Source organism: Methylosinus sp. Sm6 (genome assembly GCF_019802345.1).
Taxonomy (GTDB): Bacteria; Pseudomonadota; Alphaproteobacteria; order Rhizobiales; family Beijerinckiaceae; genus Methylosinus.
In genome coordinates this window covers 315,444-329,694 of record NZ_JAINDZ010000001.1, presented here as the reverse complement: position 1 = coordinate 329,694, position 14,251 = coordinate 315,444, and the positions used below count along the sequence as shown (strand labels likewise).

The following is a 14,251-nucleotide window of genomic DNA, read 5'->3' as shown; positions in this document are numbered from 1 at the left end:
GCCGCCGCTCAGAACTCCGCGCGAATCGAGGCGAGGAAGGTGCGCGGCGTTCCGGGCATGATGATGCCGCGGCTCTGCGAGTTGACGTAATAGACCGAGTCGAACAGGTTCTTCACATTGAGCTGCACGGTCACATTTTTGGTCCAGGGCAGTTCCGGCGGCTGGAAGGAATAGGCGATCATCGCATTGGCGCTCGCATAGGCCGGCAATTGGAACGTGTTGGCGTTGTCGCCCTGCCGTTCGCCGACCACATTGAGTCCGCCGCCGAGGCTGAGCCCTTTGAAATCTCCGTCGGCGTCATATTTCACCCAGATGTTGCCGGAGTCGATCGGCGCGTTGATCAATCTGTGTCCGATATTGGCGGCGTTGGCGTCCTTGGTGATGCGCACCGTGTCATGGCTGTAGCTGCCGATCAGGCTCCAATTGTCGTCGATGCGTCCGGCGATATCGATTTCGAATCCATTGCTTTCGATCTCGCCGACCGGCGTCTGGTAGGGCGTGAGGCCGACGGTCTGAAGAATGCCCGATTTGGTGATGGCGAAATAGGCCATGCTCGCGGTGAGGCGGCCGTCCAGCAGCTCGGCCTTCACGCCGCCCTCGAATTGCTCGCCCTTTTGGGGCCGGAAAGGCGGCTGGCCGGGAACGGGGAGGCCGTTCGTCGTGCCGAAGGACTGCGAATAGCTGCCGTAGAAAGACACCCACTCCATGGGTTGAAGGACGACGCCGACCCGCGGGCTGAACGCCTTGTCCGAGGAGCCGAGATAGCCGAAGCCAGTGCTCGCATCATAGGCCGCCGTCGTCTGCGCATAGGACGAGTCGCCTTCGCCATAGCCGTAGTTCGCCCAGTCGTAGCGTCCGCCGAGCAGCAGATGCAATTTATCGTTCAGGAACGAGATATAGTCCTGCGCATAGACGCCCTTCCAGCTCTGGCGAAACCTCCAATAGAAATTGTTCTGCGGCTTCGCATAGGTGGAAAAGCTGTAGGTCGGAGCGTACATGTTGATCGGGTCGACGCCGGCGACGGGGCCGGACACGCCGGCGTCGTTGTCGGCCTCCTTGAAATAATCGAATCCGACGAGAATGGAGTGCTGGAATGGGCCGGTTTCGAATTTGCCCTGGAGGTCGAGATTGGTGGCGAGATAGTTGCGCTGATTGTCCACCTCCCACACGCCGCGCGAGATATCGCCCGTTGTCTCGTCGATCTTGCGGAAAGTGGCGACCCGCTGCGCCCAGTCGATCGCCGTATAGCTGAACCGATTGGTCAGGCTCCAATCCTTGTCGAATTCATAGGTCCAGTCGAAGCCGATGAACTTGCGGTCCATGCGGCTCGGATTGGCGGCCGTCACCGCCGGATCCTGAAGATAGCGGCTGATCGGAATATTGGCGGGCCGGTTTCCGACCGCCGGAATCACATTATTGTAGTCCGATACGAAAATCTCGTTTTGATATTCGGCGTCGATATTCAGCCGGAACTGTTCGGTCGGCCGGTAGGTGAGGGTCGGGGCGATGAACCCGTCCTGACTGGTGACGAAATTTCGAAACGAGTCGCTGCGGTCGAACGAGGCGTTCACGCGATAGAGCCAAGTCTTGTCGTCCGTCAGCGGTCCGGTCGCATCGACGCTGGTGCGCGTCCTGCCCCATGATCCCGCCTGCTCCTGCACCGAGAAATAGGGATCGGCGAGCGGACGCTTCACCACCATATTGACGACGCCGCCGGGCTCGAGCCGGCCGAACAGCATCGCCGCCGGCCCTTTGAGCACCTCGATCGACTGCAGATTGGCGGTCTGCAGATGCGTCGTGTTCGGCATTTTCAAATTCTGCCGGTAGATGCTGGCGTTGGGGAGACCGCGGATCGTGAAGCCGTCGTAGAAGAGATTGCCGCCGGGCTGCACGCTGCTGACATTGCCGACGATGCCGTCCTGGACCGAGATGGCTCCTTGATCGTCGAGCGCCTGACGCGGCACCACCTGAATGCTGAAGGGCGTCTTCAGAATCGAAAGGTCGGCCTTGCCGGCGACCGAGCCCCCGGTGACATTATAGCCGGTGAAGCGGCCGCCGAGCCCGGCGCCGCGCTGGCTGTCGCCCGGCTTGTCGGCGTGGCTGGTCCGCTTCTTCTCTTCGGCGCCGATATCGATCGTCGGCAGCGCCTCGGCCCCGGCGTCGTTGCGCACCGTGTCCGCCTGCGCCAGCACGATCGAGACATTCCCGTCGACCTCGGCGAAGCGATAGCTGTAGCCGGTGCCGGCGAGCAGCCGCTCGAGCCCCTCGCGCAGCCCGTGGCGGCCGGAAAGTCCCGGCGAGGTCAGGCGCCGCGTCGCGCGCGCGTCATACAGCAGATGAAGTCCGTTGCTCTCCGCGAAGGCGGTGAGCGCGGTCGACATCGAGCCCGCCGGAATCGCATAATCCATGACAGCGTCGGACAATATGTCCTGCGGCGGGACGGCCGCCTCGGCCGGGGCGGAGGGCGATCCAATGGCGAGAGCGCTCATCGCCACCGCCGCCAGCACCGACTCCATGTCCTTGCCCTCACGAGACGTTTTCGATCGCGCCGCCTGCCGTTCCATCTCTCGATCCTCCGCATGTCGTTCGCCGGAGCTGCGACGCTCCTGCTTTGCTCCACGTGGAGGTCGACAATTCGGAACCTCGATCGGTGAGAAAAAATTTGAAAATCCGCTCATGCCGGAATGGGCGGAACTGTCGGCGAGCCGCCGCCTTTCACTCGTAGAGGACGACCATCAGCTCGGTGAAGCGGACGGAGCGCAGGCCGAGAAACAGCTCGATCTCGCGCAGCGCTTGGCGCGGATCGTCGGCGGGGAGCACGGCCGTCACCGGCCGCGCGCAAATCTCCCGCGTCGCGCAATGGACGCGCCCGCGGCGATAGCGGCCGAGCGCCGCGAGCGCCTCGCCGAGAGGCCGATCCTCGAAAATGAGGCTGCCCCGCCGCCAGGCCGCGAGGCTGCGCGCCGCCGGCGACGGGGGCGCCGGCGGCGCCTGCGTCTCATAGCTGGTCTGCTGGCGCTCGCCGACGACGACCGTCTCGCCATTGCTGGCGACGGCGACGCTGTGCTGGCCGACCGAGACGCGCGCGCCGCCATCGACGATGTCGACGTCGAAGGCCGTGCCGAGCGCGGTGATCGTTCCGCCCATGGCCTCCACGACGAAGGGCCGCGCCGGATCTGCCGCGACCTCGAACCAGGCTTCGCCCTCGAGCAGCTCGACGCGCCGCTCGCCGGCGTCGAAACGCAGCGCGATCGCCGAGCTTGCGTCGAGCGTGACCTTGGAGCCGTCGTCGAGCGTCACCATGCGGGTCTCGCCCGTTCCCGTCGCAAAATCCGCCCGCAGCAAGATCGAGATCGGGCGAAGCGCAAGCCAGAGCGCGAGGCTCGCCGCGGCCGCGAGCGCCACTGCGGCAACGAGCCGCCTCCGGCGCGGCGCCGCAACCCGCACATGCTTTCGCCGCACGCGCCGAACCTGCGCATAGGTCCGCTCGATATCGGCATAGGCCTCCGCGTGGACGGGATCGGCCGCGAGCCAGGCCTCGAATTTCGCCCGCTCCTCGCGCGAAAACCCCGCTCGCGAGACGACCCACCATTCGATGGCCGCCGCGCGAGCCTCGTCCGCGAGCGAGCGGTCGCTGTCATCGATCATGGCGACGTCCGTCGGAGCCCCCGAGCCGCGCCGATCGAGAATCGGATCTTGCGATCTCGTATAGCCTATGGCGAAGCCGGGCCGAAAGCAGGACGTCGCGGGCGGAGAAGATCATCAAAAGCCCCGTCAATCGAGCGCGGCGCGGCAGACCTGCATCGCATGGGCGAGGTGCTTGCGCACCATGCGGTCGGAAATGCCGAGGCGCATGGCGATCTCGCCGACCGTCATGTCCTCCATGCTGAGCTCGAACACCTCGCGGCAGCGGGGCGGGAGCCGGTCGACCGCGGAATCGAGCAGGCGCGACTTGCGATCATATTCGATGCGCTCCTCTGGCGGCGCTTCATCCGAAGGCGCGTCGTCCTGATCCTGTCCCGGGCGAACATAGGTCGTCTCGGTCTTTCGCTTGCGCGCGAAGTCGTGAGCGAGATTGATCGCGATCTTCTGCAGCAGGGCGGGCGGATCGGCGACGGCCTCGAGCCGACCACGTCCGAGAACGCGCACGAACGCGTCCTGCAGCAGATCGGGAGCCGCGTCGCGGCCGACCTTGCGCGTGAAATAACGCAGCATGGCGCGTTGGTTGCGCTCGAACAAGTCGCGGGCGAGCGACTTCCTGTCATCGAACATGGGAGGCTCCAGAGGGAGCGAAGGGGGCTTTCCGGCCAGTTGCGGCGGCGCCGCGCCGGCGCATGCGCCGAAAAGCGCTCGGGCGAGAGCGCTCAGCAGCGAGGCGGCGCTCGCTGCGACCATGAGCCGATCCAGCCGGGCGGCGGACCTGCTTCCACGACGAGAAAATGCTCGGCTTCGAGACCGTCCGCCGCGGGAAACGAGACAGACTCGCTCGCGACCGGAAACGCCAGATGGAGCGTGAGGTCGCCGAGTTGAGCGGATCGGCACGAGAGGCAGCAGGAGCTGGAGCAAGGGAGATGACGCTCGGGCCCATGTGGACGGTGGTCGCCGCGCTCGGCGCAAAAGGCCTGCTCCGCGGACATGACGCCGGCATGGGCGGAGCCGCCGGTCGCCGTCGCCGCGGCGACGCTCTGCGCGATCAGTCCCCATGCAAAGAGGCCCGCGATGACAACGCGGGCGATTCTCCGCAGCAAAAGCGCGAGCTCGTCCATGCCCGCATCGGAACCCTCGGGGCGGAGCCGAGTCAAGGGCGCGCGAGGAAAGCTCCACGAAAGATCGGCCTCTGTTGCAGCGCCGCCACAGAAGGGGCTGCGCCGAACGAGCGCGGCCGGGCTCGTCACAGCCGTCCGGCCAGCACATCCTCGAGCGCGGCGGTCTCGCTCATCAGCCGCGCGGCCGAGCGCAGGAGCGGCGCGGCGAGCACGCCGCCGCTGCCCTCGCCGAGCCGCATTCCGAGATCGAGCAGCGGGCGCGCGCCGATCGCCGCCAGCATGCCGGCGTGGCCGCGCTCGGCGGAGGCATGGGCGAAGATCAGCCGCTCGGCGAGCCCGGGCGAGAGGCGCAGGGCCACGAGCGCCGCGGCGCTGGAAATAAATCCGTCCGCCACCATCGCCTTGCCCGCCGCCGCGCCGCCGAGGAAGGCGCCGGCCATCATGGCGATCTCCAATCCGCCGAACTCGGCCAGAACGGCGAGCGGCTCGCGCGCATCCGAGCGCGCGGCCGCGCGCTCCAGCGCCGCGAGCTTGCGCGCGAGGCCCGCGGCGTCATGTCCGGCGCCGGCGCCGACGCAATCCGCCAGGGACGCCGGCGCGAGACGATGCATGATCAGCGCCGCGGAGGCGCTGTTGCCGATGCCCATCTCTCCGACGACCAGAGCCTCGGCCTGCGAGGCCGCGGCGATCTCGCCGCCGCGCGCGAGCGCCGCCGCCGCCTCGGCCGCAGTGAGCGCCGGCTCGACCGCGGCATTGCGCGAGCCGCGCCGGATCTTGGCCGCAACGAGGCCGGGATGGACGGCCAGCTCGGCGTCGACGCCGGCGTCGACGACGATCACCTCGACGCCGCAGGCCGCCGCGAGGGCGTTGACGCTCGCGCGTCCGGCCAAGAAGGTCGCGACCATTGCGGCGGTGACGGCGGACGGATAGGCGGACACGCCCTCCGCCGTGAGCCCATGGTCGCCGGCGAACACATAGGCCTCGACGCGATCTATGCTCGGGCGCTCTGTTTCCTGGATCAGGGCGAGCTGCAGGGCGAGCTCCTCGAGGCGGCCGAGCGCGCCCGGCGGCTTGGCCAGGCCGTTTATGCGCGCGCGCAGGCGCGCGGCGAGGACGGGATCGAAGGGCGGCAGAACGGGCGTATGAAAGGTCAAAGTCCGGCGATCCTCTCGAGGGCGGGAATATCGAGGCTGCGCGCGACGGTCTCGGCGAGCGCGTCGAGCGCCGCTTCGACCGTCGCATCATGGTCGCCGCCCGCGGAGGTCCCGCCGAAACGGGCGAGCAGCGCCTCGCGGGCGCTCCCGCGGTCGAAGAGGCCGTGGACATAGGCGCCGGCGATGCGTCCGTCGGCGCTGACCGCGCCCTCTCCCGAGCCGTCCGACCGCCGCAGCAGCGGGCGGCCGAGCGCCGGCCCCCGGCTGACGCCGGCGTGAATCTCATAGCCCGAATAGGCCGCGCCGCCCTCGGCGAGCGCGCCGCTCGCCGGCCGCACGACCTTGTCCTTCCCGAGCGTCGTCTCGAGGTCCAGCAGGCCGAGTCCCTCGACCTCGCCGGCGGGTCCCTCGAGGCCGAGCGGATCGGCGATGCGGCGGCCGAGCATCTGATAGCCGCCGCAAAGGCCGAGCACGCCCCCGCCCCTGCGCGCATGGGCGGCTATGTCGATGTCCCAGCCCTGCCCCCGCAAGAAGGCGAGATCGGCGATGGTCGTCTTCGTTCCCGGCAGGATCACGAGATCGACGTCGCCGGGAATGGCCCGGCCGGGCTCGATGAAGCCGAAGTCGACCCCGGGCTCGGCCCGCAGCGGATCGAGATCATCGAAATTTGCGATATGCGGGAACAGCAGCGCGGCGACGCGCAGAGCGCGTCCGGCGGCGCCCGCGGGCGCCCCCCGCTCCAGCGCCACGGCGTCCTCGGCCGGCAGCCGCCGCGCCGCGGGCGACCAGGGGACCATGCCGAGATCGCGCCAGCCGGTGCGCGCGAAGATGTCGCGGCGGCCGGCGTCGAAGAGGCTCGGCTCGCCACGGAACTTGTTGACGATGAACCCGCGGATGCGGGCGCGGTCGGCTGCGTCCAGCACCGCATGAGCGCCGACCAGCGCGGCGATCACATGGCCCCGCTCGATATCGCCGGCCAGCACGACAGGCAGATCGGCCGCATGGGCGAAGCCCATATTGGCGATGTCGCCGGCGCGCAGATTGGTCTCGGCCGGACTGCCGGCGCCTTCCACCAGCACCAGATCCGCCTCGGCCGCGAGCCGGCGAAAGCTGTCGAGCGCGACGTCCAGCAGCGCCGCCTTGCGCGAGACGAAGTCCTTCGCCTGCAGCTCGCCGGCCAGGCGGCCGCGCACGATGAGCTGCGCGCCGACGTCGCTCTGCGGCTTCAGCAGCACGGGGTTCATATGGACGCTGGGCTCCACGCGGCAGGCGCGGGCCTGCAGCGCCTGGGCGCGCCCGATCTCGCCGCCCTCGCGCGCGACCGCAGCGTTGTTGCTCATATTCTGCGGCTTGAACGGCCGCACCGCGAGGCCGCGATCCGCGAAGACGCGGCAGAGGCCGGCGACGAGGGTCGACTTGCCCACATCCGAGCCGCATCCCTGCACCATCAGCGCCGGCATCGCGCCCACCGGTCCGCGCAGGCGGTCGAATTGCTCATGAAAGGCCTTTCAGACGTCGACCGGGGCGCAGGCCATGCGGGTCCGAAGCGGCGCGAACCGCCGTCGACGGAGGAACCCCGCGCCACGCCGCGCCCCGCGCGCATGGCCGACAGATGCGACAGGCAGGTCTCCAGGCTTGGTCTCCTGGCTCGCGGGTCGTCGCGATGGTCCGCCGCCTTCCCAGAGCGCTTTCGAAGCGCCGCCCAGTGGCATATGACGGACGCGCTTTTTCGTTCCCTCGCGGGGAACCTGTCGCGAGGGCCCCTATATCAGCGGCTCGCAAAGTCCGTCAACGCAGAGGTGCGGCCCTTGACATCGACCCTCGTTCTCGGCGGCGCCCGCTCCGGCAAGAGCGCCTATGCGCTTCGCAGCGCCGAGGCCGGCGGCCGCCGGCCGGTGATGATCGCGACGGCGCAGGCCCTGGACGCGGAAATGGCGGAGCGCATCGCGCGCCACCGGGCCGAGCGCGGCCGGGCCTGGCGCACGATCGAGGCGCCGCTCGACCTCTCCGGCGCCCTGGCCGAGATCGCGGCGGACGAAACGGCCGTGATCGACTGCCTCACGCTCTGGGTGTCGAATTTGATGCACGCCGAGCGCGATGTCCCCCGCGAGACGGAGCGGCTCATCGCCGCGATGCGCGGAAAGGAGCTGCTGCTCGTCGCCAATGAGGTCGGCCTCGGCGTCGTGCCCGACAACGCTCTGGCGCGCCGGTTCCGCGACGAGGCCGGCCGGGTCAATCAGGCGATCGCCGCGGCCGCCGACCGCGTCGTCTTCCTCGCCGCCGGCCTGCCGCTCGCTCTCAAAGAGCCGAGCCGAGGCTGAAAGAACGAGAACGGCCTCTTGCCAAGGATTCGTCGGTTTGGCATATGTCCTTCGCCCCGACAGGACGCCTGCGGGGCGAGCGGAGACGTGGCCGAGAGGCTGAAGGCGGCGGTTTGCTAAACCGTTATAGGGTTGTAAAGCCCTATCGAGGGTTCGAATCCCTCCGTCTCCGCCAGTTCAACTACTTCTGAAGCAAGCGAGCTTTGACGCGAGTCGAAGCAGAATCGGCGCGCGACTCGCCCGCCCGCTTGTCGAAAGCAAATCGGAAAATCCTGCCGTCCCTTTAACCGTGGGGGAATTCTCAGGAAATTCTTCTCGATTACGGTGACGAACGAGCCAGGAGAGGCTCACGGTGTCGATCGAGAAGCCGATCGAGCCGTCTGCGATCGCCGAACGCGGCGCGACAAAATCAGAATTGCGATCCGGGACGACGATGCTGTGAGCAAGCAGCGCCAATTCGGTCGAGCGACGTCCACGCAAGACGGGTGGGCGATGCGGTCGCTGATTCTGCAGTGGATCGCTGCGTTGATGCTGCTTTACGGCGGTCCGCTCTCCGCCCTGCGCGAAGTCTCCGCGCCGGATTTGTCGCTCGCAGGCCAATATTGCCGGACATCGACGACAGAGGACGGCAGAACGCCGGCGCCTCTCCACGATCATCGGCGAGACTGCATTCTGTGCGTCGTCGACGATCAAGGCCAGCCTCTCGATCGCGCGCTCAAAGCGACGCGGCTCGCTCCTGTCGCGGTCCGTCCTGTGAAGATCGAAGGCTGGTCGTCTTCCGACGATCCGACGGCGCCGCTCGCCGGGTGGATCAGCACATGGTCCTCGAGGGCGCCGCCGTTTTTCTCCTGAACAGCGCAACCCTGTCGGCTGCGGCGCTTTGTTCGCGCTCGAACGGCCGATGACGCCGAACCAGGAGATTTCCCATGCTTCGTTCGACTCTATCGCGCGGCGTTTCCGTCGGCGCGTTGACCATGATCTTTTTTTCGTCGGCTGCGGCGACTCAGGAGGCCCTGCCGACAATCGATATCGACGCGGAACGCGGGCCCTCGACCAGCGAGGGGCACTCCTCTGCCGGTCGCGAGAGAACAGACAAGGAGCTCGGATATTCGCGAGCGATATCCTCTTCGGCGACGAAGACCAGCGCTCCGATCCTCGATACGCCGAGGTCCATCGTCGTCATTCCTCATCAAGTCCTGAACGACACGCAGGTCTTGAACGTGCAGGACGCCGTCAAATTCGTATCGGGCGTGCAGCAGACCGGCGCCTTCTACGACAGCTATCTCCTTCGCGGCTTCACCAACTCGAACAGCACCTACCGCAACAATCTCAAGCTATTCGGCGTCACCGGATCCGAGGACGTGTCATTCGTCGACCGCGTCGAGATCGTCAAAGGACCGGTCGCCATGCTCTTTGGCCGGGTTCAACCGGGAGGCCTCGTGAATTTCGTCACGAAAAAGCCCGAGGAAGAGCCTGCCTACAGCGTTCAGGAGCAGTTCGGCAGCTGGGGCTTGTCGCGCACGACCGTCGATGTCACCGGGCCGATCGACAAGGATAAGACGCTGCTCTATCGGGTGATCGGCGTCTATGACCATGCCGATGATTTCATCGATTTCCGCCACCGCGACAATGGCGCAGTTTATGGCGCTCTGTCCTGGCGGCCGACCATGCAGTTCGACGGCGATATCCAGATCGAATACTACAACAATAAATCGACCAATCTGGGCCAGTTCGGGCAACAAATTCCAGCAATGGCCCTGTCCTACAGGGCGCCGGGGATCGTCGGCCGCCCGGCCGATCTTCCGCGCAATTGGACACAGAACGATCCGTCGATGTTCGGCAATTTTCCCAGCACCGCCGAGCGCATCTTGGTCTATGGGGAATGGACCTATCGCTTCGACGATGCGTGGAAGGTGACGAACCGCTTTCATTACGCTCGCGCCGACGAGGATCAAGAATACATCCTCTATCGCAGCTTCAACCTGAAGACCGGCGATATGTCGCGTCGCGTCAGCTGGACATATTTTACGCGCGACACCTATTCCCTCAACCTCGATTTCAGCGGAGAGCTGCACACCGGCCCGGTGAAGCATAATTTGCTGCTAGGCTTCGATTATTTCGATTACCACAGCATCAGCAAGGGCGACAATCCACAGGGCCCGGGCCCGGAGTTTCCCTTGTTCAATGTTTTTGCGCCGGTCTATGGCGGCGGGAACTGGTCCCAGATTGCCGAAGAGCACGCCTATTCGCGAGGAAATATCCTTTCTCGCTCGAAGCAGCAGGACTTCGGATATTATATTCAGGACGACATTTCGTATGAAGACTCGATCCATCTGCTGTTGGGAGGCCGCTATGATGTCGCATTCGACGCCAGCGCGGAGGTGTACGGCGTTTCGGTCGCTTCCGGCTCCGATATATACGGACCGGCCACGCCGAAATGTTTTCCTTTCTGTGACGGTCACTACAGCCCGCTGGGCAAAGGCAATCCAACAGAGCGCAAATTTTCGCCGAACGCCGGATTGCTGTTCAAGCCGACGCCGGATTATTCCCTCTATTCCAGCTATTCGCAATCCTTCGCGAATTCGAACGCCACCTCTCTCAGCTTCGACGGGACGCAGTTCAAGCCGGAGGAGGCGTGGCAATTCGAAATCGGCGGCAAGGCCAGTCTCTTCGGCGGCAGGATAACAGGGTCGATCGCCGCATTCGAATTGCACCGGACCAATGTTCTCTCCCCCGACCCCGTGCATGTGGGCTTTATGCTCGCATCCGGCGAAGTGCGCAGCCGCGGCGTCGAAGCCGACCTGGCCGGAAAGCTCACCGACAATGTCAGCGTGATCGGCAGCTACACTTATGATGACGCGATCATCATCAGAGACACGGCGACGGGCACGGCCGCTCAGCTCGGAAAGCGCTGGCCCGGCGTCCCGCGCCACGCCGGCAATCTGTGGGCGAAATATGACACGGCGCCGGGACAGAAAGACGGCTGGACCTTCGGCGCCGGCTTCTACGCGGTCGGACTGCGCGAGGGCAACGCCACGAACTCATGGGCTCTCCCGGGCTATGTCACTTTCGACGCGATGCTCGGCCGCCGAACCGTCATCGAAGGACTGCCGATCGAAGCTCAACTCAATGTGAGGAATATCGGCGACGCCAAATATTTCGAAGCGAGCAGCGGCGCCTATGCGAATTACGGCGCGCCGCGGACGTTCATCGGCTCGGTCAAGGTGAAATTCTAGAGCGCTTTCCGATCGAACGGAATCGATCGATCGATCAGCATTCGCTCCAAATCAAAAAAGCTGGAGCCGTTTTCGATCCACTCGGATCGGACAACTGCTCGAGACACGGATCGGGAGGCGCGCGGTCGCAGCGATGCGGCGACGGCGCGCCGCTTCCTCGCGTCGACTGGCAGGATACGCTTCAAAACGCCTCGCCGAGGCCGCCTCAGCCCCGAGGATTCACCACCGCCACGCCCATCGGCTCGAAGTCCGCGACATTGCGCGTCACGATCGTCGCTACGCTCCCGCCCTTCCCGCGCAGGCGAGCGCGAACGCCCATTCCAGCGCCACTTCCTCCAGCCGCTCGAAACGTCCCGAGGCGCCGGCGTGGCCGGCTTCCATATTGGTGCGCAGCAGGACGGGCCCGCCGCCGGTCATCGCGGAGCGCAGGCGCGCCGCCCATTTCAGCGGCTCCCAATAGGTCACGCGCGGATCGGTGAGGCCGGCGAGCGCGAGGATCGCGGGATAGGATTTGGCCGCCACATTGTCATAGGGCGAATAGGCGGCCAGGCGGTCGTAGGCGGCGACGTCGGCGATCGGATTGCCCCATTCCTCCCATTCGGGCGGCGTCAGCGGCAGGTCGTCGCGCATCATCGTGTTCAGCACGTCGACGAAGGGCACGCCGGCGATGATTCCGGCAAACAGCTCCGGCGCCTCATTGGCGATCACGCCCATCAGCAAGCCGCCGGCGCTCGCGCCCTGCGCGACGATCCCGCCCTCTCTCGCATAGCCGGTCGCGATCAGATGGCGCGCGACGGCAATGAAGTCGGAGAATGTGTTCGGCTTGCGCTCGAGCTTGCCGTTCTCGTACCAGCTCCAACCCTTGTCGGTTCCGCCGCGCGTGTGGGCGAGCGCATAGACGAAGCCGCGGTCGACCAGCGACAGAGCATGGCTGTCGAAGCTCGCCGACAGAGGATGCCCATAGGCGCCATAGCCGTAGAGCAAGGTCGGCGCGCCGCCCTCGAGGTGAAGATCGGCGCGGTGCAGCAGAGTGACGGGCACTTCCGCGCCGTCCGCCGCGCGCGCGAACAGGCGCCGCGTCACATAATTCCGCGGATCATGGCCCGAAGGGATTTCCTCGCGCTTCAGCAGCACGCGCGTGCGCGCGCGCATGTCGTAATCATAGGTCTCCTCTGGCGTCGTCATCGAGGAATAGGTGAAGCGCAAAATATCGGTGTCGAACTCGACGCCCGGCTGGAGGCGCAGCGCATAGGCCTCCTCGTCGAAGGCGATGGCATGATCCTCGCCGCTGACGAGATCGCGGATCACGATGCGCGGCAGGCCGTTCTCGCGCTCGACCCAAGCGAGATGGCGCGCATAGACGGTGCCGATGACGATGAGACGTCCGCGGACATGCGGCACGACCGGGCGCCAATCCGCGCGCGCGGCGCTCGTCAGCGGGGCGCGGAAAATCGCGAAATCCTCGGCGCCGTCGGCGTTGGCGCGGATGTAGAGATCATCGCCATGCGGCTCGACGTCGTAAAGGAGCTTTGCTTCGCGCGGCGCGACGAGTCGAGGCGCCGCATCCTTGTCGCGCAGGTCGATCAGATGGCATTCGCTCGCATCATGGCCGCGGATCGCGACAATGGCGAATCGCCCGCAGCGGCTGCGATGCAGAGACACGAACCAGGCCGGATCGGGCTCCTCGACGGTCAGAACATCCGCCGATGGATCGGCGCCGACGTCGTGGCGGAAGATTTGCGTCGTGCGGTGATTCTCGTCGACGCGCACATAATAGAAGCTGCGCGAATCCGCGCTCCACACCAAGGAGCCGTCCGTGTGCGCGACGATGTCGGGGCGGTCCTCGCCGTCTTCGAGCGCGCGCGTGCGGATCGAATAATATTCCGAGCCTTTGTCGTCGACGCTCCAAGCGATCTGAGCGTGATCGGGCGAATGGTCGACCTGGCCGATGTCGAAGAAATGCGTGTCGCCGGCCTCCTCGTCGCCGTCGAATAGGATGTGTTCGGCGCCGCCGCCGCGCGGCGTGCGGCAATAGAGCACATGCTCGCCGCCCTCGCGATAGCGGTCGAAATAGGCGAAGCGCCCGTCCGGCCACGGCGGATCGCTGTCGTCCTCCTTGATGCGGCCGCGCAGCTCCGCCTGCAGCTTTTCGCGCAAGCCGCCGAGCGGGGCGAGCACGGCCTCGCAATAGGCGTTTTCGGCCCTCACCAACGCGGCGATGTCGTCCGGCAGCGTCGCGGGGTCGCTCAGCACCTCGCGCCAGTTCTCGGCGGCGAGCCAGGAATAGGGGTCGTCGAGGACGCGGCCGTGGATGACGCGACGGGTCGGCCGCTCGTCGGCGACCGGCGGCGTCGCGGCCGAAAGGGCGAAGACGGTTTCGGGGGCGGCGGCGTTCGCCATGCGGAGGCTCCTTCTCGACAGTGACAGCCAAAAACCCGGCCCCTCACTGAGGAGCCCGCGAAGCGGGCGTCTCGAAGGGTGGGACGCCGCGCGATCTGGAACATCCTTCGAGGCTTTTCGCTTTCGGCGAAAAGCGCCTCAGGATGAGGGGGCTGGAGGTCGGGGCGGGCTTCGGCCTACATTGCCGCCCTCCGAAGCCGAAGAGCATAATTGAGGCGCTTCGATGTCTCGACTTCCTGCGCCGCGGCTGATAGGCATAGCGCGCGACGCGGGCCCCGGCGAGGGGTCGGCGCCGGTCTTGCCTTCGCCCGCGGCGAGCCGAGGGGCGGACAAAAAGGGCGCGGGCGCAAACCCGGGCGGGTGGAAACATCGGT

At 66.3% G+C, this 14,251-nt stretch carries 10 protein-coding genes and 1 tRNA gene; 4 read left to right on the top strand and 7 right to left on the bottom strand.

Going from position 1 to position 14,251, the window contains the following annotated elements; all coding sequences use genetic code 11:
• Nucleotides 1–8: 8 nt before the first annotated feature.
• From K3F48_RS01650 to K3F48_RS01625, 6 genes are all read right to left on the bottom strand, one after another.
• A complete protein-coding gene (locus K3F48_RS01650; RefSeq protein WP_370631330.1) occupies nucleotides 9–2,564 on the bottom strand; it encodes a TonB-dependent siderophore receptor in 2,556 nt (851 codons plus the stop codon).
• A gap of 151 nt (nucleotides 2,565–2,715) precedes the next feature.
• A complete protein-coding gene (locus tag K3F48_RS01645) occupies nucleotides 2,716–3,648 on the bottom strand; it encodes a FecR domain-containing protein (RefSeq protein ID WP_222573655.1) in 933 nt (310 codons plus the stop codon).
• A gap of 126 nt (nucleotides 3,649–3,774) precedes the next feature.
• Complete coding sequence (locus K3F48_RS01640) at nucleotides 3,775–4,272, bottom strand: RNA polymerase sigma factor (RefSeq protein ID WP_222573654.1); 498 nt, start codon at nucleotides 4,270–4,272, stop codon at nucleotides 3,775–3,777.
• A 92-nt stretch (nucleotides 4,273–4,364) separates the two neighbouring features.
• Nucleotides 4,365–4,766, bottom strand: coding sequence for a hypothetical protein (locus K3F48_RS01635; RefSeq protein ID WP_222573653.1), 402 nt, complete (start codon nucleotides 4,764–4,766; stop codon nucleotides 4,365–4,367).
• A gap of 125 nt (nucleotides 4,767–4,891) precedes the next feature.
• The gene (cobT, locus tag K3F48_RS01630; RefSeq protein WP_222573652.1) at nucleotides 4,892–5,920 is read right to left on the bottom strand and encodes a nicotinate-nucleotide--dimethylbenzimidazole phosphoribosyltransferase; all 1,029 of its coding nucleotides are present in this window, start codon (nucleotides 5,918–5,920) and stop codon (nucleotides 4,892–4,894) included.
• Nucleotides 5,917–7,380: a cobyric acid synthase gene (locus K3F48_RS01625; RefSeq protein WP_222573702.1), complete on the bottom strand. Its 1,464-nt coding sequence runs from the start codon at nucleotides 7,378–7,380 to the stop codon at nucleotides 5,917–5,919. The genes cobT and K3F48_RS01625 overlap by 4 nt, the downstream gene beginning before the upstream one ends.
• A 348-nt stretch (nucleotides 7,381–7,728) precedes the next feature.
• On the opposite strand from K3F48_RS01625, the gene cobU reads away from it, so the two are divergent.
• From cobU to K3F48_RS01605, 4 genes are all read left to right on the top strand, one after another.
• Entirely contained in the window at nucleotides 7,729–8,241 is a 513-nt protein-coding gene (cobU, locus tag K3F48_RS01620; RefSeq protein ID WP_255607942.1) for a bifunctional adenosylcobinamide kinase/adenosylcobinamide-phosphate guanylyltransferase, read from the top strand.
• Nucleotides 8,242–8,322: 81 nt separating this feature from the next.
• Nucleotides 8,323–8,416, top strand: a tRNA-Ser gene (locus tag K3F48_RS01615).
• Nucleotides 8,417–8,733: 317 nt separating this feature from the next.
• The gene (locus K3F48_RS01610) at nucleotides 8,734–9,093 is read left to right on the top strand and encodes a hypothetical protein (RefSeq protein WP_222573650.1); all 360 of its coding nucleotides are present in this window, start codon (nucleotides 8,734–8,736) and stop codon (nucleotides 9,091–9,093) included.
• Nucleotides 9,094–9,167: 74 nt separating this feature from the next.
• On the top strand, nucleotides 9,168–11,477 hold the full coding sequence (locus K3F48_RS01605; protein WP_222573649.1) for a TonB-dependent siderophore receptor: 2,310 nt from the start codon (nucleotides 9,168–9,170) through the stop codon (nucleotides 11,475–11,477).
• Nucleotides 11,478–11,753: 276 nt separating this feature from the next.
• Here K3F48_RS01605 and K3F48_RS01600 read toward each other — a convergent pair whose 3' ends face one another.
• Nucleotides 11,754–13,877 (bottom strand): S9 family peptidase, encoded by a 2,124-nt coding sequence (locus tag K3F48_RS01600; protein WP_222573648.1) that lies wholly within the window; start codon nucleotides 13,875–13,877, stop codon nucleotides 11,754–11,756.
• Nucleotides 13,878–14,251 lie beyond the last annotated feature (374 nt).